Below are 25,444 nucleotides of genomic sequence, written 5' to 3' on the forward strand. Positions count from 1 at the left end.
CACTGCGTGAGCCCATCGCGCCCGCCGGGCCCGCCCGCGCGAACGGTATTCCCGCGGACCAGCCCCGCGGTCCTGGCCGACGACGGCGACGCCCTCACCTTCTGCACCACCTGCGCGTTCTCCCAGGCGTGCCTGTCCGAGGGCATGGACAAGAGCGCGCTGATGGACCTGCACGTGCTGGTCGAGCACGTCGGTCCGCTGCATGCCGGCGAGCACGTGTTCCGCGAGGGCGACCCGTTCACCGCCATCGCCGCGGTGCGCGCCGGCACGGTCAAGACCTACCAGGTCGACCGCAACGGCCACGAGCAGGTGCTCGGCTTCCATCTCCCGGGCGAAGTCATCGGCCTCAACGCGATCCACGGCGACCGCTACCCGTGCAACGCCATCGCCCTGGACACGGTGATGCTGTGCCGGTTCTCGTTCCCGCGGATCGCGACCCTGGCCCAGCGCCTGCCGAACCTGCAGCAGCACCTGTTCCGGCTGATGAGCCATGACATCGGCGTGGCCTCGCTGTTCGCCCGTGACAACAGCGCCGACGAGCGCATGGCCGCGTTCCTGATCGGGCTGTCGCGGCGCCTAGCCGCGCGCGGCTTCTCGCCGCGCCGCTTCCAGCTCACCATGTCGCGCACCGACATCGCCAACTACCTGCGCCAGGCGCCGGAGACAGTGAGCCGCGTGCTGCGCCGCTTCGAGCAGGACGGCCTGTTGCACATCAAGCAGCGCGACGTCGAGATCGTCGACCTGCCGCGGCTGGAAGCGCTGGCCCTGGCGGTGTTGCGTTCGTAGAGCGGGGCTTGCCCCGCTGCGCTTCGCCGCACGCGCTTACGTAGAGCGGGGCCTGCCCCGCTGCCTGCGTCCGCGGGCGGGAAACAGCGGGGCGAGCCCCGCTCTACGTGGGGGACGGACTGTCAGACGCATGGCTGCTGGTTCGAGGCGATTGGCTCGCACCGGGCCTCCAGCCCCGCTCATGGTGGCGTCGCGGCTGCATCGCACGGCCGCAGGCGCTCTTCGTGCAGGATGCCCAGGACCTGCGCGATCACCTCCGGGTCGCTGTAGAGCGTGTGGCCGTGGTCGACCACCCGGGTCGAGTCGGCGCCCGGCAGCCATGCGCTGGCCAGCGGAACCACGCCATCGCCGCCCTGGCCGTGGAGGTCGCCGGCGATGGTGTGGTAACGGACGCCGGCCACCGGCAGCAGCGATTCGCCCGCGCGCCGCACCGGCTGCATCGCCTGCAGGGTGGAAATGCTGTTGAGCCGGGCGAACCGGTAGCTTTCGGCCACTTCCGGGCGGACCGCGTGCGGATGGTCGCGCGCCAGCCGCTTGAGCGCCTGGATCTCCGGCGCGCGCCGGCCAACCAGCACCCGCGCCAGGCGGCCGGCCAGGCTGGACGCGGTCGGGCTGCCCTTGTGCGGGGCGGCGAGCATCACCAGCGCGCACGCTCCCGGGTAAGGCTTGAGCAGGAAGGTGTCGCGGATGCCGGCGAGCTCGTCGGCAGGCCCCGGCACCCGCTCCGGCGGCCGACATCGACGCGGCGCGCCATCGGCCCCGGCTTGACCTGCGTCATGGAGCCGGCCGCGGTGCGCACCGAACATGCGGCCATTCCCCGCAGGAGAGAACCGCGCCATGAATTCCACCCGCAAGCTTTGGGCAGGCCTGGCGGTCCTGCTCATCGCCTCGTTCGCCGCCCTGCTGTGGGTCGGCAGCGAGATCCACCGCCAGGCGCCACCGATGCCCGAACGGGTGGTCAGCACCGACGGCACCGTGGTCTACACCCGCCAGGACATCGAGACCGGCCGCCAGGTGTGGCAGTCGATCGGCGGCCAGCAGCTGGGCTCGATCTGGGGCCACGGCGGCTACGTCGCCCCGGACTGGGGCGCGGACTGGCTGCACCGCGAGGCCGAGGCGATCCTCGACCGGTGGGCGCAGCGCGAACACGGCGTGGACAGCTACAAGAAGCTGGACGCGCCCACCCAGGCCGCCTACGCACGCCGCGTGCAGGACCTGCTGCGGCCGAATACCTACGACGCGGCCACCGGCACGATCACCATCGACGCCGACCGCGCCGCCGCGATCCGCACCGTCGCCGCGCACTACGTCGACCTGTTCGGTACCGACCCGGCCACCGCCGGGCTGCGCGAGGCGTACGCCATGCGCAACGACACGGTGCCCGACGCCGAGCACCGTCGCCAGCTGGGCGGCTTCTACTTCTGGGCGGCCTGGTCCTCGGTGACCGAGCGCCCGGGTTCGGACATCAGCTACACCGCGAACTGGCCGCACGACGAGCTGGTCGGCAACACGCCGCCGTCGAACCTGTTCATGTGGACGGTGTTCAGCGTGCTGTTCCTGGTCGCCGGCATCGGCCTGCTCGGCTGGCACTACGCGGCCAACCATGGCGAGGAGATGGCACCGGTCCTGCCCAAGAGCGACCCGCTGGCCTCGATCAAGGTCACCCCGTCGATGCGCGCCACCGCCAAGTACTTCTGGGTGGTGATCGCGCTGTTCCTGGTGCAGATCCTGCTCGGCGCCACCACCGCGCACTACCAGGTCGAAGGCCAGGAAGCGTACGGCTTCGCCCTGTCGGAGATCCTGCCCTATGCGCTCACCCGCACCTGGCACACGCAGCTGGCGGTGCTGTGGATCGCGACCGCGTGGCTGGGCATGGGCCTGTACATCGGCCCGGCGATCTCCGGGCATGAACCGAGGTTCCAGCGCCTGGGCGTCAACGTGCTGTGGACCTGCCTGATCGTGATCGTGGTCGGCTCCTTCGCCGGGCAGTGGCTGGCGGTCATGCAGAAGCTGGGCCTGGACAAGAACTTCTGGTTCGGCCACCAGGGCTGGGAGTACGTCGACCTGGGCCGCTTCTGGCAGTGGTTCCTGTTCATCGGCCTGCTGCTGTGGCTGACCCTGGTCGGCCGCGCGCTGTGGCCGGCGATGCGCCACGGCAGCGAATCCAAGTCGATCGTCAGCCTGCTGTTCCTGTCGGTGGTCGCGATCGGCATCTTCTACGCGGCCGGCCTGATGTGGGGCGAACACACCCACCTGTCGATGGTCGAATACTGGCGCTGGTGGGTCGTGCACCTGTGGGTCGAGGGCTTCTTCGAGGTGTTCGCGGTGGCCGTGATCGCCTTCCTGTTCACCCGCCTGGGCCTGCTGCAGACCCGCACCGCGACCATCGCCGTGCTGTTCGCCACCATCGTGTTCATGGCCGGCGGCGTGCTGGGCACCCTGCACCACCTGTACTTCACCGGCACGCCGACGGCGGTGATCGCCCTGGGCGCGAGTTTCTCGGCGCTGGAAGTGGTGCCGCTGGCCTACGTCGGCTTCGAGGCCTACCACAATTACAGGCTGGGCAAGGCCACGCCGTGGATGGCCAGGTACAAGTGGCCGATCATGTTCTTCCTGGCGGTGTCGTTCTGGAACCTGGTGGGCGCCGGCCTGTTCGGCTTCCTGATCAACCCGCCGCTGCCGCTGTACTACATGCAGGGCCTGAACCTGACCGCCAACCACGGCCACACCGCGCTGTTCGGCGTGTACGGCATGCTCGGCATCGGCCTGATGCTGTTCTGCCTGCGCGGCCTCAAGCCGGACCTGAAGTGGAGCGACAAGCTGCTGGGCACTTCGTTCTGGGCGCTCAACATCGGCCTGGCCGGCATGTCCGCCTTCACCCTGTTGCCGCTGGGCATCCTGCAGCTCAACGCCGCGATCAAGCACGGCTACTGGTACGCGCGCTCGGCCGAGTTCATGCAGCAGCCGATCGTCGACCTGCTGGTGTGGATGCGGGTGCCGGCCGACACGCTGTTCAGCGTCGGCGCGGTCGCCCTGGCCTGGTTCGTGTTCCGCCTGTGGGTCGCGCCGAAGCGCGAAGCGCCGGTGCCTTCGGCGACCGCGGTGGCTGCTGCCGCGATCACGGCCAAGTACTGATCCACGCAGCAACGGCTACATCCATCGGGGCCGCCTACGTGCGGCCCCGATGCGTTGCAGGCCAACTTCCGATGGATTGAATCCGGTGTCCGGCGTGGCGCCGGTAGAGCGCAGCATCGGGCGGCGAGCCGGCGGTGCTGCGCCGCCGGCTCCGCCGCGCGAGCTCGACTAGCCTTGCCCGCTGCGGCAGCCGCAACCGCAGCACGCGTCCGCGCCCGCGTCATCCGCGGCGGTGGACAGCGTGGCCGGCTCGCCCAGTTCGCGCAGGATCCGCACCACCTCGGCCTCGGGCAGCACGGTAAGCACCTTCATCCGCCCGCTCGCCGCTTCCAGCGCGACCTGCGCATCGGGGTCGAGCCGCCGCAACGCAGCGTTGATCATGGCCAGGCGCGACAGCCGCGCGGTCGGGTCGGACAAGGTATCGGGCAGGCTGGTCATGCGGCGGCTCCGGTGGCGGGTGGGTGGCGCATGGGCGCCGATGGCGGTGATGGACGATGCCGTCGACTGTAGGCAGTGGCGGCCGGAGCAGCCTTGACCGGTGTCAAGGCGCGTACCGGCGCGCGCACGCACACTCGATCCACACCCGCGCTGGAGCCTTCGCATGAGCGTGCTGCACCTGGACCTGCGCGACAGGCCGCCACCCGAACCGATGGAGCGCATCCTCCAGGCACTGCCGATCCTCCCGGACGGCTGGCGGCTGGTGGCGCTGACCCCCATGCGTCCCCTGCCGTTGTTGCCGATGCTCGAAGCCGACGGCTACGCGTGGCGCGTGCTCGACCTCGAGCAGGGCGGCGCGATGGTGACCATCTGCCGCGGCCAGGAAGCGCACCTGCTGGACCGCGCCGACGGCCGATGACCGGCCTGGCCTTCGGCCAGGCGCCGCCGCCATCGCTGCCGCTTCGCTTCCTGCTGGCCGCGCCGGCCTGGGGCGTGGTCGCCGGCGCGTGGCTCGCGCTGCATGGCACGGAAATCATGGCCTCGCGCTGGACGCCGGCCACGCTGGTGCTGGTCCACGTCCTCGCACTGGGCGTGCTGGGCAACGCGATGCTCGGCAGCCTGGTCCAGTTCCTGCCGGTGGCGGCGGGAAGCCCGATGCCGGGACGGCGCGCCGTGCCGGCGCTGCACCTGGCGTTCAACGCCGGCATCGCCGCGCTGCTGCCCGCGCTGGTCCCCGGCACGGCGGTGCCGGCATCGCTGGCGGCAGTCTTGCTGGGTGGATCGCTGTGCGCATTCGCCACCCTGGCGCTGGCCGGGTTGGCACGCGGCAGCGGCCCCTTCGCGACGCGCGCGGGCATCGCCGCCGCGCTGCTGGCCCTGCTGGCGACGATGGCGATGGGCCTGCGCCTGCTCGCCGCGCGCCACGGCTGGCTCGGTCCACTGGCCTGGCCGCTGGTCGACCTGCACGCGGCCACCGGCATCGGTGGCTGGATGCTCGGCTTGCTGGTGGCGGTGGGCGCGACCGCGATGCCCATGCTGCAAGGCACCGCGGCATGGACGACGCGGCAGGTCGCGATCGCCTGGGCGCTGCTGGCCGCCGCGCTGGTGGTCGCCGCCGCAGCCGCCGCCGGCGCCGTGCCCACCCCGGCGTGGCGCGTGGTCGCGCTGCCGCTGGCGCCACTGGCGTTGGCCGCGTGGTGGCGGCAATGGCGGGCGCCGCACCACCGCGGCCCGGTCCTGCGGCGCTTCTGGGCCAGCGGCTGCATCGCCCTGCTGTTCGCAGTTGCTATCGCCGCCTGGCCGGAACCGCTCGCGTTCGACCGCACGCTGGCGGTGGCGGCGCTGGTGCTCGCCGTGGCGCTGCCCCTGCTGGTGGTAGGGATGCTGCTGGAGATCGTGGCGTTCCTGGCCTGGATCCGGCTACGCCAGCAGGTGCCGCGCGGAACGCGGATCCCCGGCGTCGGCAGCCTATTCCCCGCACCGGACAAGCGCCGGGTCTGGACGTTGCACGTGCTGGCGTCGCTGGCGACGGTCGCCGCGGTGGCCCGGCCGACGATCGCCGGCGCGGCTGGCATTGCGATGGCCTGGGCCTACGCGGCAACGCTGCGCGGCGCATGGCGCTGCTGGCGGACGCCGCTCAGTAGCTGAAGTTGAGCTTGACCCAGGCGGTGCGTCCCGGCTCGTTGATCCGCGCCGGGTCGGCCGGGTAACCGAAGGCGCTGTTGCCGGCCAGGTTCAGGTGCTCGCTGTAGGCGCGGTCGAACAGGTTGTCGATGCCGGCGGCCAGCTGCAGCCGCTCGTCGAAACGGTACCCGCCATTGATCGAGAACACCGCGAAGCCGGCGCTCGGGCCGAGGTCGCGGCCCACGACATTGCCCTGGTCGGTCTTGACCCGCTCCTGCGCGGCGGCGATGCGCAGCAGCGCGCCCCACGACCATGCCGCACGCTCGCCGCTGGCCGACAGGCGCGCTTCCAGCGGCGGCATCTGCGGCAGCGGGCCTTCGCCGGTTTCGCCCCACGCATAGGCCAGGACGCCGGACAGCTTCAGCCCGTCGCGCGGCTTCCAGTCCACGCCGGCCTCGCCGCCGGCGATGTCGGCGTCGAGGTTCCGCGCGCGCGTGGTCGAACCCATCATGCCGCCGCCCAGGTAGTCGAACACGATGTAGTCGTCGATGCGGCCGGCGTAGGCCGTCAGCCACGCCTCGACGCCGCCGCGGCGCCACTGCAGTCCTGCGTCGAGCTGGGTGGTGCGCTCGGGCTGCACGCCGGCGAACGCGTTCGGCGCGCCCGCCGGGCCGCTCGTGGGCGAGAACAGCTCCCAGTAGTCGGGCATGCGCCCGGCATGGCCGATGCCGGCGTACCAGCCGGCCGCCGTGTCCATGCCGTGCTCGTAGCGGATGAATCCGCCGGGCAGCGTATCGCCGCGGCGCTGGCCGGCGGTGGGGTTGGGCATCGGCATCATCCCGTTGCCGGTGGTGGCGCGCAGGTCCTCGACCCGGGCACGGTCGATGCGCAGGCCCGACATGAGGTGGTGCACGTCGCTGAGGTGCCAGTGCGACTCGGCGAACGCGCCCAGCGTGCGGAACCGCGCGTCGTCGGTCCACGGCTGCGCCAGGTACGCACCGCGACCCGTCGCGCTGCGCTTGCGGTGCTCGCTCTGCCGTCCGTCGACGCCGGCGGTCACTTCCCAGCGGTCCCGCTGCCAGGTCAGCGCCGCGCGCCCGCCCTGCGTGGTGTCGCCGACATTGCTGGCCATCGGCATCGGCATGCTGCTGCCGGGGTCGGGATCGCGCAGGCTGTAGTTGTCCATGACGTGGTCGACCTCGTTGCGGTAGACGTTGGCCGCCACCGCGTCGAGCACGCCGCCGATGTGCTTCTTCTCGAAGCGCAGGCCGGTGCCGTCGCGGCGGAAGCGCGCGCCGTCCATGCCGCGGCCGGCGTAGCGCGCCTGCGCATCGCCGGTGCCGGCGGACAGCTCCAGCACGCTGTCCGGGTCGGGCGTCCAGCCCAGCGCCGCGTCCGCGTTCCACTTGCGCCATGCCGACGGCACCTCGTCGCCGTTGCCGTCGCGGTAGTCGTCGGCCTCCGAGCGGTTGGCCGACAGCCGCGCGTAGCCGGCGGTAGTGCCGGCGCTGATGTCGGCGACCTGGTCGTTGCGGTTGCGGCTGCCGGCGAGCAGGCTGCCCTGCGCGCGCACGCCGGGGCGGTCGAAGTACGGGATCTCGCGCTCGAACCGCACCGTGCCGGCCGAAGCGCCGCCGCCCCACAGCACCGTCTGCGGACCCTTGACAACGGTCAGCCGGTCGTAGGTTTCCGGCGCGATGTAGGACATCGCATTGTCCATCCGCGAGGGGCAGGCGCCGCTGAGCGCGCCATCGTTGGTCAGCAGCGCGATGCGCGAGCCGAACATGCCGCGCAGCACCGGATCGCCATTGGTGCCGCCGCTGCGCAGGGTCGAGAACCCGGGAATGGTCTTCAGGTAGTCGGCGCCGTCGCTGGCCGGCACCGGTTGCCGTGGCAGCCTGGGATCGGTGACGAAAGTGCTGGCGGCGATCGGCGCCACGCCCAGCACCACCACGCCGTCGAGCGTGGCGACCGCGGCGTCCTGCGCGGGATGGGCATGGTCCGGCGCGGCCGATGCCGGTCCCGGGGTGGCCGCGGCGGCGAGGGCCGCGGCAAGCAGTGCGCGCTTCATGGGTCGTTCCTTCCCGATCGGTCCGTTTTGTCGGTTGCGATTCTGGGCCGGTGCGTGCGCGCCGCCATTGGACAAAACGTCCACTCCGCCGTTCGCTTGACCTGCGTCAACCGGAACGCCGGCGCCTGCGCCGGCTTGATGCAGATCAATGAATGGGCGCCGCCCTGGCCCCAACCTTCGTGCCGTGAACAACGACCGAAGAGAGAAGACCATGAAGACCCGCCACCATCCCCTGCTCGCCTGCGCCCTCGCCGGCGCGATCGCTGCCACGCTCGCCGGCCACGCCGGCGCCGCCGGGCCCGCCGCCGGCGCACCGCTGGAAACCATCCAGGCGGTGTTGACCGCCCCGCCGCACGTGCCGGCGCCGATCACGCGCAAGACGCCGGCCAAGGTCGTCGTCGACCTGGAGATGGTCGAGAAGGACATGCCCCTGGCCGACGGCGTGACCTACAACTTCTGGACCTTCGGCGGCACGGTGCCGGGCAGCTTCATCCGCGTGCGCGAAGGCGACACGGTCGAGTTCAAGCTGAAGAACCACCACAGCTCGCACATGTCGCACAACATCGACCTGCACGCGGTCACCGGCCAGGGCGGCGGCGCCGAAGCCACCTTCACCCTGCCCGGCAAGGAAACGCAGTTCACGTTCAAGGCCCTCAACCCCGGCCTGTACGTGTATCACTGCGCCATGGCCCCGGTGGCCATGCACGTGGCCAACGGCATGTACGGCCTGATCCTGGTCGAGCCGGAGGAAGGACTGGAACCGGTGGACCAGGAGTTCTACGTCATGCAGGGCGACTTCTACACCGAAGGCGCCCACGGCGAGCCGGGGCTGCAACCCTTCAGCCTGGAGAAGGGCATCGCCGAGCACCCGGACTACGTGGTCTTCAACGGCTCGGTCGGCGCGCTGACCGGCGACAACGCCCTGACCGCGAAGGCGGGCGAGAAGATCCGCATGTTCGTCGGCAACGGCGGCCCGAACCTGGTGTCGAGCTTCCATGTCATCGGCGAGATCTTCGACAAGGTCTACGTCGAGGGTGGCACCAAGTACCAGGAGAACGTGCAGACCACGCTGATCCCCGCCGGCGGCTCGGCGGTGGTGGAGTTCAAGGCCGACGTGCCCGGCAACTTCGTGCTGGTCGACCACAGCATCTTCCGCGCCTTCCACAAGGGCGCGCTGGGCATCCTCAAGGTCGACGGCGAGAAGAACCCGGCGATCTACACCGGGCAGCAGCACGACATCGAGTACCCCGAAGGCACGCCGCAGGGCAGCAAGTAAGAGGCCCCGGGAAGAAGCGATGGACTGGAAACCGCCCCTGTTGCTGCTGGCCCTGGCCCCGGCCCTCGCCGCCGCCGGGCCGCAGCACGACGAAGGGATCGCCTGGCGGGCGATCCCGGGTGGGGACTTCCGTTCCTCGGTGCGCTTCGAGGAAGCGGCCGGCACGCTGCCGGTCGCCTCCTACGCCCTGATGGAACGGCCGGTGAGCAATGCCCAGTTCGCCGCCTTCCTCGCGCGCCAGCCGCGCTGGCGGCGCGACCGCGCGCCGTCGCTGTTTTCCAGCCCGGGCTACCTGGGCCACTGGGCCCAGGCCGACGCGCCCGGCGCCGCCATCGACCCGCATGCGCCGGTGGTCCATGTCACCTGGTACGCCGCCGACGCGTACTGCCGCGAGCAGGGTGCGCGCCTGCCCACCTTTCTGGAGTGGGAGTACGCCGCGGCCGCCGGACCGGCGCGCCGCGACGCACGCGGCGACCGCGGCTGGCGCATGCGCCAGGTCGACGACGGCACGCCGAGGGCGATGGATGCGCAGGCCGATTCGCCGGCCAATGCCTATGGCGTGCGCGGCCTGCACGGCGCGTACTGGGAATGGAGCGCGGACTTCGCCTCCCTGCTTGGTGAAGGCGATCGCCGCGGCCAGGACGACGGCGACAACCTGCGCTACTGCGGCGCCACCGCGCTGGCCTTCAGCGACCCGGGCGACTACGGCGTGGTCAAGCGCTTCGTCCTGCTGTCGGCGCTGCAACCACGCGACACCCTCGGCAACCTCGGTTTCCGCTGTGCAAGGAGCCAGCCATGACCCTGTCCTTTCCGCGCCTGCCCGCCCCGGTGGCGCTGGCGCTTGTATCCGTGCTGGCCGCCTGCCCGCTGCAGGCGGCTGACCGCGATGCCGCTGCCCTCCCGGGCGACTCGCTCTACCAGCTCGACGCGCGCGCCATCGACGCGCACGGCCGTCCGCTGCAATGGTCGGACCTGGCCGGCAGGCCGCAGCTGGTGTCGATGTTCTACGCCAACTGCCACCTGATGTGCCCGCTGATCATCGAGAACGCCAAGGCGGTGCAGAAGCAGTTGCCCGCGGCCAGCGGCGCGCGCCTCGGCGTGGCGATGATCAGCCTGGACCCGCAGCGCGACACGCCCGCGGCGCTGGCGCGGGTCGCCCGCGACCATCGCGTGCCCGAGGGCTGGCGCTTCCTGCGCCCGGCCACCGACGACGTGCGCGCGCTGGCCAGCGTGCTGGACGTGCGCTACCGCTTCCGCGAGGACGGCAGCATCAACCACACCAGCGTGCTGGTCCTGCTCGATGCACAGGGGCGAGAATTGGCCCGCTCGGAGGTCGAGGGCATCGCGCCCGACCCGGCCTTCGTCGAGCAGGTCCGCCTCGCCGTGGCATCGTCCCCCTGACGACGGCGCGTGCGCCGTCCCGACCCCATCCTCCCACCACACCGCAACAGGAGTAACCCATGAACGCCACCCGCACCCTCCTCGCCCTCGCCCTGCTCGGCGCCGCCGGCATGGCCCACGCCGCGGGCAACTGCACCATCGCGCTCAAGGGCGACGACGCGATGAAGTTCGACCTCAAGGAAGCCACCGTTTCGGCCGGCTGCGCCACCATCACCATCGAGCTGACCCACACCGGCAAGCTGCCGGCCACCGCGATGGGCCACAACGTCGTAATCTCCAAGACCGCCGACCTGGCGGGCCTGGCGCGCGACGGGATCAAGGCCGGTGCCGCCAAGGACTACGTCCCCGCGGGCGATGCCCGTGCGATCGCGCACACCAAGATCATCGGCGGCGGCGAGAAGACCAAGGTCACCTTCCCCGGCAAGGCGCTCACCGCCGGTGGCGACTACAGCTTCTTCTGCAGCTTCCCAGGCCACTCCACCCTGATGAAGGGCAAGCTGGTCGCCACCAAGTAACCCACCTCCCCGGTGGTTGCGCCGTGCCGCCGGGTCGACGGCGGCACGGTCCTTTTTTCCCGCCGCCCGCCTTGCGACGGAAGCGGCGTCGTGGAGCGCGCGCATGCAACTCGACATCCCCCTCCAAGGCCGCCAGGTCGACGTAGCCCGCATCGAGCAGCGCTTGCTGGAGGCGGACCCGGCCGTCGTGGTGGATCGCGACCCGGCTACCGGCCACCTGCGCATCTCCACCTGCGCCGGCCGCGACGAGGTCGCCGCCCTCCTGCGCGCGACCGGGCTCGCGGTCCAGGAAGGCGACATCGCAATCGTCCCCTCGGTCTGCTGCGGTGGCTGCAGCGGTTGAAGCGGCTGCGGTGCGCCGCCTTGCGCGCGCAACGGCGAAGATCATTTCCCTGCCGTGGAGGCCTGCCGCTTACCGGCCGGCAACGCCGTTGCGCGGATGCTGGCGGCAACGCGGGAGCGGCGACTCAGTCCCTGCGTTCGCGGACGACGCAGCGGAAGCCGACATGGCTGGTGGAGGTGTCTACCGGCTGCGCCATGCGCGCGGCAGGACGGTAGCGCCGACAGTAGTTGGGCGCGCAGGCGTGCGATCCGCCCTTGGTGACGCGGCGCGGGATGCGTACCTGCGGGCTGCGCGGATCGATGCTGTCGTCGCGGTCGCCGCCGCGCGGATTCTCCCGGGTGCAGCAGCTGCGCACGATGGCGCCATGCTCTTGGTACCAGTCGCTGGTCCATTCCCACACGTTGCCGATCATGTCGTGCAGGCCGTAGCCATTGGCCGGGAACGCGCCCACCGGCGAGGTGAACTCCCACCCGTCCAGCCGCAGGTTCTCCCAGGGAAACTCCCCCTGCCAGGTATTGGCCATGTAGCGGCCGCCGGGGACCAGTTCGTCGCCCCAGGCGAACTCGGTGCCGTCGTTGCCGCCCTTGCTGGCGTACTCCCACTCGGCCTCGCTCGGCAGTTCCTTGCCGACCCATTGCGCGTAAGCCGCCGCGTCCTCGTAGGCCACGTGCACCACCGGGTGGTCCTCGTGGCCCTTGATCGAACTGCCCGGCCCGCGCGGATGGCGCCAGTCCGCGCCGGCGACGTATTGCCACCAGTTGTAGTGGTTGGCCAGGTCGACCCGTCCCGGCGGCGGCACCAGCACGACGGAAGAAGGGGCCAGCAGTACCGGATCGGCACCGGGGTAGGCCGCCGGGTCGGCCGGCTTCTCGGCCAGCGTCACGTGGCCCGTGGCATCGACGAAGCGGGCGAAGTCACGGTTCGTCACTACATGGCGGTCGATCCAGAAAGCATCCACCCGCACCCTGTGCGCGGGCTTCTCCTCCGCGTAGTGGTGGTCCGACCCCATGGTGAAGGCCCCGCCCCCGATGCGCACCATGCCGTCCAGCGACAACGCCATGCCTGCCTCCCTGCCCCGGTCCGGGCCACGCCCGCCAGCGTATACCGGCGCATGCACCGTCGCCATCGGGCCGACCGCGATCGTGCGAAACACCGGGCGGTCCGGTGGTCACGCGGGAGGGGCACAGGATGGTCTCCGGCGGTCCCTCCGGTCATCCCGGCCAGCGCGTCGCCGACGGCGCAGATGCCAGGCCCATGGAAGAACGCGACCGGTACGTGGCTGCGAACGGCGGACGCGGCTCAGTCCCACTCCATCCGGAACCAGGCCTGCAGCGATTCGCCCGCTTGCAGCACCCGCGGCGCGAGGTTGAACGCGTCGGCCGGCCCGGTCTGCGGTTCGATGCAGGTGCTGTGCGCGGTCTCGTCGTAGACCACCCAGTGGTCGCAGTCCGAACTCAGCCGCAGGCGCTGGCCGTGGCGATGGACGATGACTTCCTGCGTGTTGACGAAGCAGTCGTCCCAGGGACCGGGGGTCGGTGCGACGGGCGGCATCGTGGCGATGCCATGGCCGTCCCGCGGATAGATCGCCTCTGGATGGAACTCGATCCGCTCGGGCTTGCGCAGCCACGGATGCCAGCCGAAGGCGACCGGCATGGGCTGGTCGCCGGCGCCCACCGACAATGTCATGGCCAGCCTGCGCGGGCCGACCTCGATCCGCTGCAGCGCGCTGCCACCGAACGGCCAGCGCTGGTCCCGCGGCAACGCCAGCGACAGCTCGAGGCGGTCGGCAGCGTGCGCCTCGACCTGCCAGGGCAGCCACATCGACACGCCGTGGATCGCGTGCCCGCCCAGGTTGGCCGGCACCTGCCATTGCCGGCCGGCGAATTCGAAGCGGCCGTCGCGGATGCGCCCGGCCCACGGCAGCATCGGATAGCTGCCCCAGGCGATGGCCGCGGGGAAGCCGTCGTCGGGCCCCACCAGTTGCTCCACGCCCTGGTAGCGGATCTGCGCGATGCGCCCGCCGGCCTGCGGGGCGATTTCCAGCTGGAGTTCGCCGCTGCCGATGCGCAGCAACGGCCCGGGGGCGAGCGGTGCTTCGGGATCGCCTGCCTCGGCCGACCCATCGCCGCCTTCGTCAGACACCATAGGGATTGATCGGGACGATGCGTCCTTCCGCATCGTGCTGCAGCTCGACCATCTTCACCGAGCGCAGGTGGGTGACGCCGCCCGACAGCAGGGAGTCGTGGTAGAACAGGTACCAGCGGCCCTCGTACTCGCAGATCGAATGGTGCGTGGTCCAGCCGACCACCGGGCGCAGCACCTGGCCCTGGTAGGTGAACGGGCCATACGGGTTGTCGCCGACCGCGTAGCACAGCAGGTGGGTGTTGCCGGTGGAGTACGACAGGTAGTAGCGGCCCTCGTACTTGTGCAGCCAGGGCCCTTCGAAGTAGCGGCGGTTGTGGTCGTCCGCGCGCAGGGCCCGGCCCTGCTCGTCGAGGATCTGCACTTCGCGGGTGGGCTCGTCCAGCTCCAGCATGTCCGCGCGCAGGCGGGCGATGCGCGGACCAAGCGCCGGTTCGCCGTCGCGCGGCTCCTCGTTGCCGGCATCGTAGGCATTGTCGCGGTACTTCTGCAGCTGGCCGCCCCAGATGCCGCCGAACAGCAGGTAGTGCTCGCCGTCGTCGTCGGCGAACACCGAGGGATCGATCGAGTAGGTGCCATCGATGGGCCGGGGCTGGGGCGTGAACGGCCCGGCCGGGCGCTCGCCGACCGCCACGCCGATCCGGAACAGGCCCTCGGCGGTCTTGGCGGGGAAGTACAGGTAGTAGCGGCCATCGCGGCAGGCGGCATCCGGCGCCCACATCTGCCGCTCGGCCCAGGGCACCTCGCTCACGTGCAGCGCCAGCCCGCAATCGGTGGCCGGGCCGTCGGGCGAGTCCATCGACAGGACGTGGTAGTCCTCCATGCAGAAGTGCGCGCCGTCGTCGTTGAACGCCACCCCGCCCTCGATGTCGTGCGAGCAGTAGACGTACAGCTTGCCCTCGAACACGTGCGCCGATGGATCGGCGGTGTAGATGTGCGTGACCAGCGGCTGGGAGATGGCGCGGGCGGCGAGGTCCTTCAGATCCTCGTCCAGCGCGGGCGTTTCGTTTGAGGGTTGGTCTGCCATTGCCGTTTCGGCTCCTCGTGTGTTCATGCCGACGCTCCGGACGCGGCCCGGCGCTGGGCCAGCTCGCGCTCGATGCGCGACTCCATGGGCTTGTTGATCTCGTAGAAGAACAGCAGCGCCACGCAGGCCAGGAACGGCAGCGAGGCATACACGCTCACCGCCAGGCGGATGCCGTCGACGGCCTGCGGAGACTGGGTCTCGGCGCCGGCCACGTACGCATAGTGGGCCAGGATGCCGGCGACCAGCGCGCCGCCGATGCTCAGGCCCAGCTTCAGGCCGCAGAGCATGGCCGAGAAGATGATCGCGGTGGCGCGGCGGCTGTTCTTCCACTCCGAGTAGTCGGCCACGTCGGCGATCATCGCCCACAGCAGCGGGATGGTGATGCCGTAGAAGAACCCATGCAGGATCTGCGACCCGAACACCACGCCGATCGCGTCCGGCGGATAGATGTAGAAGCCGAGCATGAACAGCGTGGACAGGAACAGCGCCGCGCCGAACACGTCGCGCTTGCCGAAGCGGTCGGCCAGCTTCTTGGAGAAGCCGATGCCGATGATCATGAAGATGATCCCGCCGGCGTTGAACAGGCTGAACGCGGAGGTCGGCGCGTCATCGGGCCACTGGAACGAGGTCAGGCCGATGCCGGTGAGCACGTTGTTGAGCCCGGCGATGAAGGCGTTGAAGCCGATGCCCTGCAGGAACGCCGCCAGCGCCGCCTCGTCCAGGTAGTACTGGAAGTAGTAGACGTACATGCCGCCCTTCAGCGCCAGGGTGGTGAAGACCAGGATCGTCAGCAGCAGCATCACCACCCAGGGACGGTTGCGGACCAGGTCCGACAGGTCCTGGACGACGCTGGACTTCTGCTCCGGCGCCGGCACGATCCGCTCGCGGGTGGTGAAGAAGGTGATCAGCAGGAACACCGTTCCCACCACCGCGAACAGCATCATCGCGTTATGGAAGCCCTGCACCTTGTCGCCGCCGCCCAGGATCAGCACCAGCGGCAGCAGCAGCGACTGCACCACCAGCTGGGCGATCATCACCGCCACGAAGCGGTAGGCCGACACGCTGTTGCGCTCGGCCATGCTGCCGGTGAGCACGCCGCTGAGCGCGGCGTACGGCAGATTGTTGGCCGCGTACACCAGCACCAGCAGGGTGTAGGTGGCGGCCGCGTAGAACACCTTGCCCTGCGGGCCCAGGTCCGGGGTGCTGAACGCCAGCAGCGAAAGCACGCCGAAGGGCACCGCCGTCCACAGGATCCACGGCCGGAACTTGCCCCAGCGCGAGCGCGTGCGGTCGGCCAGCACCGCCACCAGGGGGGTGAAGCCGAACGCGCCGACCAGGCCGACCACGAAGATGATCGTCGCCGCGGTGCCGGCCGGGATCCCGAACACGTCGGTGTAGAAGAACGCCAGGAAGGTGACCAGCGTCTGGAAGATCAGGTTGGCGGCCAGGTCGCCCAGGCTGTAGCCGACCTTCTCGGTGACGGAGAGTTTTTCCTGGTTGCTGCTCATGTGCACTCGGACTGGCCTTGGTTGATATGGGGCACGGACCGCAACCCGCACCCCGCATGGAAGCGGCCCGCCCCGGCATTACGCGGGAACGGGCCGCTGCTTACCGCCGCGTCATGCGCTCCGTGGCTCAGAAGGTGCCGCGGATGCCGATGGTGTACGTGGTACCCGGATCGTAATAGTCGTTGACCGCATTGGGGAAGGCGAAGTAGGAGCGCCGTTCCTCGCCGGTGATGTTGAGGATGTTGAAGGTCAGTTGCGGCTTGCCGGCGACCCAGTCCAGCGTGTAGGACGAGGAGAAGTCGAGCTGGCCGCGATCCTCGCCATAGATCTGGGCGAACGGGATGCCCTGCTGGTTCGGACCGGTACCGGTGGCGCCCTCGGTCCAGGTGTACGACAGGCGCGCGGAGGCTATGTCGTTTTCCCAGTAGGCGGTGGCGTTCCACATCGACGGCGACACGCCGTAGACGTTGCCGCCCAGCGCGTTGGCGTCGGCGCCAAGCGTCTTGATGTCGATGTCGGTGTAGTTGGCCATGAAGCCCAGGCCGTCAAGCACGAAGCTCAGCGGTTGCACCCAGATCGCTTCCCAGCCCCGGATTTCGAGCTCGGCGTCCGCGTTGACCTGCTGGTTCACGTTGACGGTGGCCACGTTCGGGCCGCCGCGGTTGTTGATCGCCAGCTGCTGGGTGTCGGTCAGGTCCTCGAACGGGATGCCCAGGTCGGTGAACGGACGGGTGGTCACGCCCTGGAAGGTGTAGCCCTCGATGCGCTTGTTGAACAGGGTCAGGCCGACGAAGCCCTCGTCGCCGGTGTACCACTCGCCGCCCAGGTCGAAGTTGTTGGAGATGTACGGGGTCAGGTCGGGGTTGCCCTGGCTGGCCACCTGCGCGGACTGGTCGGTGAAGGTGGTGGCGGGCAGCATCGAGCTCGGGTTCGGACGGGTCATGGTCCGCGAGCCGGACATGCGCAGGACCACGTCATCGGCCACGTCCCACGCGGCGCTGAACGACGGCAGCCACTCGCTGTAGTCGCTGTCCAGCGACTGCCACTGGCGCACGCCACCGATGGTGACCGGGCCGGACACGACCTGGTCGGTCTGGGCGTAGCGCACGCCGAAGTTGAAGCGCAGGTTGCGGTTCCAGATTTCCGATTCGCCGTTCACTTCCATGTACGCGGCGAAAGTGTCCTCGTCGAATCCGCCGGTGGAACCGCCGGTGTTCGGACCGGCGGACTCGGGCGCATTGTCGCGGTAGAACGCGTAGTTGGTGTCGTTCTTGAAGCGGTCCGCGTCGACCACGATGAAGCCGAACGGACCCGGGCGCAGGTAGCCGGCCAGTTCCGCGTTGGATACCAGGGCCAGCGGGCCGCCGGCGCAGGCCGGGCGGGGGTCGGGCACGCTGCCGTCGGGGTTCAGGCCCCGGCAGACCAGGTTTTCCCAGGCGGCGCTGTTGTCGAAGCCCTGGATGCGGCGTTCGTTCTGGTCCCAGGCCACGCCGACCTTGACGTTCCTGGTGTCCTCTCCGAACTGCAGGTCCGCGCGCAGGCCGCTGGTCTCGGTCACGCGCTTCTCGTTCTGGACGTTCAGGCGGCCGCCCACCCAGGTCCAGCCCAGGTTCGGGTCATTGAGGTCCAGGCCGGTGTTCCACGACGGGATGTCGCCGCCGTTGGTGTATTCCAGCGTCGTGAATGGCGAGTTGACCAGGATCGTGGGCGATTCGCGGAACATCCAGCTGCGGCTGGTGTTGGCCTGCACGTCGAGCCTGATGTCCTGCGCCTCGCCGAACCAGAAGCGCGCGCCCGGGGAGACCTGCCAGTACTGCACGTCCTCGATGTACTCGCGGTGCTCGAGGAAGAACTGCGCATTGGTGAAGGTGGCGCTGGTGACGACGTTGTTCTCGTCCAGCTGCATGTCCAGCGGGATCATGCCGCCGTTGCGGCCGACCAGGTTCATGTCGACGCGGCTGTTGGTGCGGCGCGCCTTGGTGTACATCGAGTCGAGCCAGAAGTGCATGGAATCGTTGGGCCGCCACTCGAACGAACCGAGGAAGCCGTCGCGGTCGCGATCGCCGCTCATGTGCACCGGCCGGCCCAGGCGCGGGATCAGCGCCTCGCCGATCTGGGCGGGGGTCAGGCCGGGGTTGTTGGCCTGCAGCCAGGCCGCGTCGATGGGCGTTCCGGGGGTCAGCCCGGCGGCGATCGTCGACGGGTTGTTCGGAACCACGTCGGGAATGCGCCAGCCGTTGCCGCCGGTCACGTTGCAGGGCTGGCCCAGCGCCGGGAAGCCACCGGCCGCGCCGCCATTGCCGCACTGGGCATTGGTCAGGTTGGGGTTGGTCCAGCCGATGGTCTCGTAGCCTTCCACGCCGATCTTGCCGCGCGAGGAGGTCAGCCCCACGAGCGCACCGAAGGTGCCTTCCTCGTTGGTCCAGTTGCCGATCACCGAGCCGCGCGGGCTCACGCCGCCGGAATTGGTGTTGTGGTCGCCCTGCAGCGAATAGGTGATCTGGTTGCCGGCGATGTCGAACGGGCGCGAGTTGCGCATGTCGACCACGCCCGACGCGCCGCCCTCGACCAGGCTGGCGGTCGGCGACTTGTACACGGTGACCTGGTTGAAGAACTCGGTCGGGAACAGGTTCAGGTCGACTTCGCGGTTCTGGTTGGTCGCGTCCAGGCCGATCGAGGCCGTGGCGACCGACGCACCGTTGATGGTGGTCTTGGTGAAGCTGTTGGGCAGGCCGCGGATGGCGATGTTGAGGCCTTCGCCGTTCACGTCGCGGTTGAGCTGGATGCCCGGCACGCGCGCCAGCGACTCGGCGATGTTGGTGTCGGGGAACTTGCCGATGTCCTCGGCGAAGATCGAGTCGGTGAAGCCGGTCGAGTCGCGCTTGGCTTCGGTCGAATACTGCAGGCTCTGGCGGAAACCCTTCACCACCACGCTGTCCAGGTCGGTGACCTGCTCGGCCGGCGCGGATTCCTGCACAGCAGGCGTTGCGGCCTGCTCCTGGGCCATGGCGGTGGCGGCTGCCATGCCGAGGATGGCCGCGCTCAACGCGCGCGACAGCGTGGTTCTGGCAATTCGTGCTTGCACCGTACTCCCCTCCCGTTTCTGGTGATGTACCGGCTGCCTGGATGGCGGCCGGCGAATGGCGTTTCATGGATGCAGGAACCGGTGGACATGTGTCCAGAACCCGCCCTGCCGACGTGGCCCGGATGGTAGCGCTACCATCAGTTGGCGCGCACGCTGCACAGCAACATGACCTCCCTGGCGTGCCCCAACCCGCTGCCTGCATGATGCGATGCACCATGTTTTGCAGGGTTTTTCTGCTGAGTTGCACACCCGCGCGCCGCTGGTTGGGCAAGCGCACCGCGCTGTGTTAATGATAGCGCTATCAGAAATCACGGCCCCCGGGCCGAACCCTGGGAGGGGCGTGACATGCATTACCTGCGACTGGGCCGGCGCGTCGGCGAGGCAGCGGCATGAGCAGCGGTACCGCGGCCGCGACCGCGGCGGCACGGCCGGGCGGACGCTACCGCTGGCGCGTCTGCGCGATGCTGCTGGCGGCGACCACGATCAACTACATCGACCGCCAGGTACTGGGCGTGCTGGCGCCGTTCCTGCAGGACGAGATCGGCTGGAGCGAGATCCAGTACGGCTACATCGTCATGGCCTTCCAGGGCGCCTATGCGATCGGCCTGCTCTGCGCCGGCGCGCTGATCGACCGCTTCGGCACGAGGATCGGCTATGCGCTGGCGATCAGCGTGTGGTCGCTGGCGGCGATGGGCCATGCACTGGCGGCCAGCGTGGCCGGCTTCGTCGTCGCCCGCTTCATGCTCGGCCTGGGCGAGGCCGGCAATTTCCCCGCGGCGATCAAGACCGTGGCCGAGTGGTTCCCGCGGCGCGAGCGCGCGTTCGCCGTCGGCATCTTCAATGCCGGTTCCAACATCGGCGCGATCGTCGCGCCGCTGATGGTGCCGATCGTGGCGGCGGCGTGGGGCTGGCAGGCGGCGTTCCTGTGCACCGGCGTGCTCAGCGCCGCCTGGCTGGTGACATGGCTGGTGTTCTACCGCACGCCGGACCAGCACCCGAAGCTGTCGGCGGCCGAACTGGCGCACATCCGCAGCGATCCGCCCGAACCGGCGGTCAAGGTACCGTGGCTGCAGCTGCTGCGCCACCGCCAGGCCTGGGCGTTCGTCGCGGCGAAGTTCATCACCGACCCGGTGTGGTGGCTGTTCCTGTTCTGGCTGGGCAAGTTCCTGGCGTCCGAGTACGAGCTGTCGCTGGCGAAGATCGGCCTGCCGATGATCGTGGTCTACCTGATGGCCGACGTGGGCTCCATCGCCGGCGGCTGGCTCGCGGGGCGCTTCATGCGCCTGGGCTGGAGCGCGAACCGCGCGCGCAAGAGCGCGATGCTGGTGTGCGCGTTGTGCGTGGCGCCCGTGATCCTGGTCACCCAGGTCGACAACCTGTGGCTGGCGGTGGGCCTGATCGGCCTGGCGATGGCCGGCCACCAGGGCTGGTCGGCCAACGTGCTGACCCTGCCTTCGGACATGTTCCCGCGGCAGACGGTGGCATCGGTCGTGGGCATCGGCGGCTTTGCCGGCGCCTTCGGCGGCATGGGCATGTCGTACTTCACCGGCAGCCAGCTGCAGTCCACCGGCAGCTACGCCACGATCTTCCTCATCGCCGGCTCGGCCTACCTGGTCGCGCTGCTGTGCGTGCACCTGCTGGCGCCCCGGCTGGAACCGGCGCCGTTCGACATGCCGCGGCCGCCCAGCGGCTAGGCCCGCGCCCAACCCGTCCATGGCGTGACCGCGATGTTCCCGTGTCGCCGCGGTCCGCAGGTACCGAGAGACCCGCGATGATGCTGCAACGCCTCGCCCTGATGTTCTGCGCCGCCCTGCTGCCGGGCACCGCGCTGGCCGCCCGCGACTGCGCGGCGCCGGCCGCCGTATGCGAAGCGCGCGGCGACGGCGGCCTTGCGCTGATCGAACGCGGCACGCCGCTGCCGGTGCTGGTCGATGCAGGCGACTTCACCGCGGTGCAGCGCGCCGCGCAGGCCTTGCGCGACGACCTGGCCGCGGTCGCCGGCAGCCCGGCCGCCGACGCCGCGGACCCGCCCATGGCGGTCATCGCCGGCACCCTGGGCCACAGCGCGCGGATCGACCGGATCGTGCGCGAGGGCCAGGTGGACACCACCGGCGTCGCCGGCACCTGGGAAGCCTACCTCCTGCAGGTGGTCGACAATCCCGAACCGGGCATCGACCGCGCCCTGCTGGTGGTCGGTGCCGACCGGCGGGGCACGGCCTTCGGCCTGTACGAACTGTCGCGCCGGATCGGCGTGTCGCCGTGGATCTGGTGGGCCGACGTGCCACCCCCCGTCCGCCCCACCCTGCACGTCGCGCCCGGCCGTTTCGTGGACGCACCGAAGGTCCGGTACCGCGGCATCTTCATCAACGACGAGGAACCGGCGCTGGGCGGCTGGATCAGGGCCACCTACGGCGGTCCGAACCACCAGTTCTACGAGCGCGTGTTCCAGCTGCTGCTGCGGCACAAGGCCAACTACCTGTGGCCGGCGATGTGGCAGCCGCGCGCGTTCTACGACGACGATCCGCGCAACGCGGAGATGGCCGACGAGTACGGCGTGGTCATCGGCACCAGCCACCACGAACCGATGATGCGCGCCCACGACGAGTGGGACCGCTACGGCAAGGGACCGTGGGACTACACGAAGAACGCCGCCACGCTCCAGCGGTTCTGGCGTGGCGGGATCGAGCGCCTGCAGGGCCGCGAGGCGGTGGCCACCCTGGGCATGCGTGGCGACGGCGACGAAGCCATGACCGAAGGCACCGCCACGGCCCTGCTCGAACGCATCGTCGCCGACCAGCGCAGGATCATCGCCGACGCCACCGGCAAGCCGGCCGAGGCGACCCCGCAGGTCTGGGCGCTGTACAAGGAAGTGCAGGACTACTACGACGCCGGCATGCGCGTGCCCGACGACGTCACCCTGCTGTTCGCCGACGACAACTGGGGCAACATCCGCCGGCTGCCCGACCCGGCCAGCCGGCGCGCCGGCGGCTATGGCGTGTACTACCACTTCGACTACGTCGGCGGCCCGCGCAACTACAAGTGGCTCAACACCACCCAGGTCGAGCGCAGCTGGGAACAGATGCGGCTGGCGTGGGCGCACGGCGTGGAGCGGCTGTGGGTCGTCAACGTCGGCGACATCAAGCCGATGGAACTGCCGATCAGCGCCTTCCTCGACCAGGCCTGGGACCCGGACGCGGCCGACCTGGCATGGATCGAAGGCTATCCGGCGGCCTGGGCGGCCGAGCAGTTCGGGCCGGAGCACGCGAAGGACATCGGCGAGATACTCACCCGCTACACCCAGTACAACGCGCGCCGCAAACCCGAGCTGATCTCGCCCGACACCTGGAGCCTGGTCCACGAGCGCGAAGCCGAGCGCGTGCTCGCCGGCTGGAACGCGCTGGTCGGGCGCACCCTGCTGCTCGGCGCGAAGATCCCCGCCAGCCAACGCGATGCCTGGTACCAGCTGGTCGAGTATCCGGTGCTGGCCAGCGCCAACCTCAACCACCTGCACGTGGCGGTGGGCCGCAACCGCCTCTACGCCGCGCAGGGCCGCGCCTCGGCCAATGCCTGGGCCGACAAGGCGCGCGAGCTGTTCGCGCGCGACGCCGAGCTGCAGCGCGTCTACGAGCACGAGATCGCCGGCGGCAAGTGGACGAGCATGATGTCGCAGCCGCGCATCGGCTATACCCACTGGCAGTCGCCCGAGCGCAACCTCCTGCCGGCGCTGGCCACGGTCGACGTCCCCGAGAAGGGCGTGACCGGCGTGGCCATCGAGGGCGATGCGCGGCGCTGGCCGGTGCCGCTGGCCAGCGCGCGCCTGCCGGTGCTCGACCCGGTCGCCGCGCCGACCCGCGAGGTGGTCGTGTTCAATGGCGGCCGTCAGCCCATCGGCTTCACCGCTTCCACCCGCACCCCATGGCTGAAGGTGTCGCCCGCCTCCGGCGAGGTCGTCGACACGCAAGCGCTGGATATAAGGGTCGACTGGGCCGCGCTGCCGGAAGGCGAGCACGAGGGCCGGATCCACATCCGCGGCAAGGACTGGACCGAGGTCACCGTCGTCGTGCCGGTGCACAAGCCACCGGCGCACCGCGGCGCGCGTGGCTTCGTCGAGGGCAACGGCGTGGTCGCGATCGAGGCCCAGCACCATGCCCAGGCCGTGGCGCCGGCGGACGGCCAGTGGCAGGTGGTGCCGAACCTCGGCCGCACCCTGTCGGGCGTCACCGCCTGGCCGGCGACCGGCGCCCCGGCCACGCCCGGCGGCGACGGCGCGCGCCTGGAGTATCCGCTGGTGATGGACCACGACGGCGAGGTGGAGGTGAGGGTGGTTCTTTCGCCGACCCTGGACATCCGCCACCGTGGCGGCCTGCGCTACGCGCTGTCCATCGACGACGAGAGCCCGCAGGTGGTCCGCATGCGCCTGGATCCGACCCCCGGCGATCCCGATTTCCGCGCCTGGGAGGCGGCGGTGATCGACAACGCCCATGCGGCGACCTCGCGCCACCGCGTGCGCGCCGGCGCCAACACGCTCAAGCTGTGGCTGGTGGACCCGGGCCTGGTGTTCCAGCGCATCGAGGTCGTGCGCCGGCCGCTGCCACCCACCACCCTCGGGCCGCCCGAAAGCACGCGCCGCTGACGCGCACCTCCCGCTCCGCAGGATCGATCCGCCATGACCTCCGACGCCAAGCCCCTGCACCTGCATCCCGACCGCCTGTTCCCGTCCGACCCGGCGCAGCGTTCGATCGCGCGGCGCCTGTATACCCAGGTCGCCGGCTTGCCGATCATCAGCCCGCACGGGCATACCGATCCGGCCTGGTTCGCCGGCGACGAGGCCTTCGCCAACGCCACCGAGCTGCTGCTGGTCCCGGACCACTACGTGTTCCGCATGCTCTACAGCCAGGGCGTGCCGCTGGACGCGCTGGGCATTCCCCGGGCGGATGGATCAAGAGGGGCGGTCGATCCGCGCGCGGCCTGGCGCGTGTTCGCCGAGCGCTTCCACCTGTTCCGCGGCACGCCCTCGTCGATGTGGCTCAACCATGTCTTCCACGACGTGTTCGGCCTGCGCACGCGCCTGGACGCCGGCACCGCCGACGAGTACTACGACACCATCACCGCCGCGCTGCAGACCCCGCAGTTCCGGCCGCGCGCGCTGTTCGAGCGCTTCGGCATCGAGGTGATCGCCACCACCGAGTCGCCGCTGGATCCGCTCGAACACCATGCCGCGATCCGCGCCAGCGGCTGGAAGGGCCGCGTCATCACCGCCTACCGCCCCGATGCGGTGGTCGACCCGGAGCACGAGCAGTTCCCCGAGGCGCTGCGCCGCTTCGGCGAGCTCACCGGCGAGGACGTGCACAGCTGGCAGGGCTACCTGCGCGCGCACCGGCAGCGCCGCGCATTCTTCGCCTCGATGGGCGCGACCTCCTCCGACCACGGCCACCCGACCTGCGCAACCGCCGACCTGCCGCCCGACGAGGCGCGCATGCTGTTCGCCAAGGTCGTGTCCGGCCGCTTCACCGCCGCCGAGGCCGAGCTTTTCCGCGCCCAGGTGCTGACCGAGATGGCGGCGATGAGCCTGGACGACGGCCTGGTGATGCAGATCCATCCCGGCTGCTTCCGCAACCACAACCGCGGCCTGTTCGAGCGCTTCGGGCGCGACAAGGGCGCCGACATCCCGTTGCGCACCGAGTACGTGCACGCGCTCAAGCCGCTGCTGGACCGCTTCGGCAACGAGCCCGGCTTCACCCTGGTCCTGTTCACCCTCGACGAGAGCACCTACTCGCGCGAGCTCGGCCCGCTGGCCGGCCACTACCCGTGCCTGTTCCTCGGGCCGGCCTGGTGGTTCCACGACGCGCCCGAAGGCATGTGGCGCTTCCGCGAGCAGACCCTGGCCACGGCCGGCTTCTACAACACCATCGGCTTCAACGACGACACCCGTGCGTTCCTGTCGATTCCGGCACGCCACGACGTCGCCCGCCGCATCGACTGCGCGGTGCTGGCCAGGCTGGTGGCCGAGCATCGGATCGACGAGGACGAAGCGATGGACGTGGCGATCGACCTGGCCTACCACCTGCCCAAGCGCGCGTACCGGCTGTGAGCG

20 protein-coding genes are annotated in these 25,444 nt (G+C 70.3%); 12 read left to right on the forward strand and 8 right to left on the reverse strand.

The annotated features are described in order from the left end of the window. Positions 1-6 precede the first annotated feature (6 nt). On the forward strand, positions 7-786 hold the full coding sequence (locus CSC66_RS13440; protein ID WP_379655827.1) for a helix-turn-helix domain-containing protein: 780 nt from the start codon (positions 7-9) through the stop codon (positions 784-786). A 179-nt stretch (positions 787-965) separates the two neighbouring features. On the opposite strand, the gene CSC66_RS13445 is transcribed toward CSC66_RS13440, so the two are convergent. Next, positions 966-1,505, reverse strand: a complete 540-nt coding sequence (locus tag CSC66_RS13445; RefSeq protein ID WP_162377912.1) for a hypothetical protein — start codon at positions 1,503-1,505, stop codon at positions 966-968. 118 nt (positions 1,506-1,623) lie between these two features. Between CSC66_RS13445 and CSC66_RS13450 the strand changes: the two genes are divergently transcribed. Continuing rightward, positions 1,624-3,921: a nitric-oxide reductase large subunit gene (locus CSC66_RS13450; RefSeq protein WP_162377913.1), complete on the forward strand. Its 2,298-nt coding sequence runs from the start codon at positions 1,624-1,626 to the stop codon at positions 3,919-3,921. Between the two features lie 168 nt (positions 3,922-4,089). Here CSC66_RS13450 and CSC66_RS13455 read toward each other — a convergent pair whose 3' ends face one another. Continuing rightward, on the reverse strand, positions 4,090-4,359 hold the full coding sequence (locus CSC66_RS13455) for a hypothetical protein (protein ID WP_162377914.1): 270 nt from the start codon (positions 4,357-4,359) through the stop codon (positions 4,090-4,092). A gap of 163 nt (positions 4,360-4,522) precedes the next feature. On the opposite strand from CSC66_RS13455, the gene CSC66_RS13460 reads away from it, so the two are divergent. Together CSC66_RS13460 and CSC66_RS13465 are read left to right on the forward strand one after the other, a co-directional pair. Beyond that, a complete protein-coding gene (locus CSC66_RS13460) occupies positions 4,523-4,777 on the forward strand; it encodes a DUF2249 domain-containing protein (protein ID WP_162377915.1) in 255 nt (84 codons plus the stop codon). Continuing rightward, complete coding sequence (locus CSC66_RS13465) at positions 4,774-6,006, forward strand: hypothetical protein (protein ID WP_162377916.1); 1,233 nt, start codon at positions 4,774-4,776, stop codon at positions 6,004-6,006. The genes CSC66_RS13460 and CSC66_RS13465 overlap by 4 nt, the downstream gene beginning before the upstream one ends. Here the strand turns inward: CSC66_RS13465 and CSC66_RS13470 are convergent. After that, positions 5,996-8,053 (reverse strand): TonB-dependent copper receptor, encoded by a 2,058-nt coding sequence (locus CSC66_RS13470; RefSeq protein ID WP_162377917.1) that lies wholly within the window; start codon positions 8,051-8,053, stop codon positions 5,996-5,998. The genes CSC66_RS13465 and CSC66_RS13470 overlap by 11 nt on opposite strands. Positions 8,054-8,264: 211 nt before the next feature. Between CSC66_RS13470 and nirK the strand changes: the two genes are divergently transcribed. From nirK to CSC66_RS13495, 5 genes are all read left to right on the forward strand, one after another. Beyond that, a complete protein-coding gene (gene nirK / locus CSC66_RS13475; RefSeq protein WP_162377918.1) occupies positions 8,265-9,329 on the forward strand; it encodes a copper-containing nitrite reductase in 1,065 nt (354 codons plus the stop codon). A 19-nt stretch (positions 9,330-9,348) separates the two neighbouring features. After that, positions 9,349-10,128 (forward strand): formylglycine-generating enzyme family protein, encoded by a 780-nt coding sequence (locus tag CSC66_RS13480; RefSeq protein WP_162377919.1) that lies wholly within the window; start codon positions 9,349-9,351, stop codon positions 10,126-10,128. Beyond that, the gene (locus CSC66_RS13485; protein WP_162377920.1) at positions 10,125-10,730 is read left to right on the forward strand and encodes an SCO family protein; all 606 of its coding nucleotides are present in this window, start codon (positions 10,125-10,127) and stop codon (positions 10,728-10,730) included. Before CSC66_RS13480 ends, CSC66_RS13485 begins: the two co-directional genes overlap by 4 nt. Positions 10,731-10,789: 59 nt before the next feature. Next, positions 10,790-11,245 carry an azurin gene (gene azu, locus CSC66_RS13490; protein ID WP_162377921.1) on the forward strand — a complete coding sequence of 152 codons (456 nt, stop codon included), beginning with the start codon at positions 10,790-10,792 and terminating at the stop codon, positions 11,243-11,245. A 103-nt stretch (positions 11,246-11,348) separates the two neighbouring features. Continuing rightward, entirely contained in the window at positions 11,349-11,588 is a 240-nt protein-coding gene (locus CSC66_RS13495; protein ID WP_162377922.1) for a hypothetical protein, read from the forward strand. A gap of 124 nt (positions 11,589-11,712) precedes the next feature. Here CSC66_RS13495 and CSC66_RS13500 read toward each other — a convergent pair whose 3' ends face one another. From CSC66_RS13500 to CSC66_RS13520, 5 genes are all read right to left on the reverse strand, one after another. Continuing rightward, positions 11,713-12,648, reverse strand: a complete 936-nt coding sequence (locus CSC66_RS13500) for a formylglycine-generating enzyme family protein (RefSeq protein WP_202935650.1) — start codon at positions 12,646-12,648, stop codon at positions 11,713-11,715. A gap of 239 nt (positions 12,649-12,887) precedes the next feature. Then, entirely contained in the window at positions 12,888-13,733 is an 846-nt protein-coding gene (locus CSC66_RS13505) for an aldose 1-epimerase (protein ID WP_162377923.1), read from the reverse strand. Beyond that, complete coding sequence (locus tag CSC66_RS13510) at positions 13,723-14,757, reverse strand: glycoside hydrolase family 43 protein (protein ID WP_162377924.1); 1,035 nt, start codon at positions 14,755-14,757, stop codon at positions 13,723-13,725. Before CSC66_RS13510 ends, CSC66_RS13505 begins: the two co-directional genes overlap by 11 nt. 23 nt (positions 14,758-14,780) lie before the next feature. Then, positions 14,781-16,265 (reverse strand): MFS transporter, encoded by a 1,485-nt coding sequence (locus CSC66_RS13515; protein WP_162377925.1) that lies wholly within the window; start codon positions 16,263-16,265, stop codon positions 14,781-14,783. A gap of 127 nt (positions 16,266-16,392) precedes the next feature. Then, positions 16,393-19,350 (reverse strand): TonB-dependent receptor, encoded by a 2,958-nt coding sequence (locus tag CSC66_RS13520; protein ID WP_162377926.1) that lies wholly within the window; start codon positions 19,348-19,350, stop codon positions 16,393-16,395. A gap of 389 nt (positions 19,351-19,739) precedes the next feature. Here CSC66_RS13520 and CSC66_RS13525 point away from each other — a divergent pair, with 389 nt between their 5' ends. From CSC66_RS13525 to uxaC, 3 genes are all read left to right on the forward strand, one after another. Continuing rightward, positions 19,740-21,044 carry an MFS transporter gene (locus CSC66_RS13525; RefSeq protein ID WP_162377927.1) on the forward strand — a complete coding sequence of 435 codons (1,305 nt, stop codon included), beginning with the start codon at positions 19,740-19,742 and terminating at the stop codon, positions 21,042-21,044. 77 nt (positions 21,045-21,121) lie between these two features. After that, entirely contained in the window at positions 21,122-23,983 is a 2,862-nt protein-coding gene (locus tag CSC66_RS13530; RefSeq protein WP_162377928.1) for a glycosyl hydrolase 115 family protein, read from the forward strand. A 33-nt stretch (positions 23,984-24,016) separates the two neighbouring features. Further along, on the forward strand, positions 24,017-25,441 hold the full coding sequence (gene uxaC / locus CSC66_RS13535) for a glucuronate isomerase (RefSeq protein ID WP_162377929.1): 1,425 nt from the start codon (positions 24,017-24,019) through the stop codon (positions 25,439-25,441). Positions 25,442-25,444 lie beyond the last annotated feature (3 nt).

It is taken from the genome of Pseudoxanthomonas kaohsiungensis, from assembly GCF_010211765.1.
Taxonomy (GTDB): domain Bacteria; phylum Pseudomonadota; class Gammaproteobacteria; order Xanthomonadales; family Xanthomonadaceae; genus Pseudoxanthomonas; species Pseudoxanthomonas kaohsiungensis.

Excerpts from the sequence above, each read along its gene's own strand:
- CSC66_RS13485 (WP_162377920.1), top strand. The coding sequence starts at position 10,125 with ATGACCCTGTCCTTTCCGCGCCTGCCCGCCCCGGTGGCGCTGGCGCTT.
- CSC66_RS13530 (WP_162377928.1), top strand. The coding sequence starts at position 21,122 with ATGATGCTGCAACGCCTCGCCCTGATGTTCTGCGCCGCCCTGCTGCCG.
- CSC66_RS13500 (WP_202935650.1), bottom strand. The coding sequence starts at position 12,648 with ATGGCGTTGTCGCTGGACGGCATGGTGCGCATCGGGGGCGGGGCCTTC.
- CSC66_RS13450 (WP_162377913.1), top strand. The coding sequence starts at position 1,624 with ATGAATTCCACCCGCAAGCTTTGGGCAGGCCTGGCGGTCCTGCTCATC.
- CSC66_RS13495 (WP_162377922.1), top strand. The coding sequence starts at position 11,349 with ATGCAACTCGACATCCCCCTCCAAGGCCGCCAGGTCGACGTAGCCCGC.
- nirK (WP_162377918.1), top strand. The coding sequence starts at position 8,265 with ATGAAGACCCGCCACCATCCCCTGCTCGCCTGCGCCCTCGCCGGCGCG.
- uxaC (WP_162377929.1), top strand. The coding sequence starts at position 24,017 with ATGACCTCCGACGCCAAGCCCCTGCACCTGCATCCCGACCGCCTGTTC.
- CSC66_RS13515 (WP_162377925.1), bottom strand. The coding sequence starts at position 16,265 with ATGAGCAGCAACCAGGAAAAACTCTCCGTCACCGAGAAGGTCGGCTAC.
- CSC66_RS13465 (WP_162377916.1), top strand. The coding sequence starts at position 4,774 with ATGACCGGCCTGGCCTTCGGCCAGGCGCCGCCGCCATCGCTGCCGCTT.
- CSC66_RS13480 (WP_162377919.1), top strand. The coding sequence starts at position 9,349 with ATGGACTGGAAACCGCCCCTGTTGCTGCTGGCCCTGGCCCCGGCCCTC.
- CSC66_RS13510 (WP_162377924.1), bottom strand. The coding sequence starts at position 14,757 with ATGGCAGACCAACCCTCAAACGAAACGCCCGCGCTGGACGAGGATCTG.
- CSC66_RS13525 (WP_162377927.1), top strand. The coding sequence starts at position 19,740 with ATGAGCAGCGGTACCGCGGCCGCGACCGCGGCGGCACGGCCGGGCGGA.
- CSC66_RS13470 (WP_162377917.1), bottom strand. The coding sequence starts at position 8,053 with ATGAAGCGCGCACTGCTTGCCGCGGCCCTCGCCGCCGCGGCCACCCCG.
- azu (WP_162377921.1), top strand. The coding sequence starts at position 10,790 with ATGAACGCCACCCGCACCCTCCTCGCCCTCGCCCTGCTCGGCGCCGCC.
- CSC66_RS13460 (WP_162377915.1), top strand. The coding sequence starts at position 4,523 with ATGAGCGTGCTGCACCTGGACCTGCGCGACAGGCCGCCACCCGAACCG.
- CSC66_RS13455 (WP_162377914.1), bottom strand. The coding sequence starts at position 4,359 with ATGACCAGCCTGCCCGATACCTTGTCCGACCCGACCGCGCGGCTGTCG.
- CSC66_RS13505 (WP_162377923.1), bottom strand. The coding sequence starts at position 13,733 with ATGGTGTCTGACGAAGGCGGCGATGGGTCGGCCGAGGCAGGCGATCCC.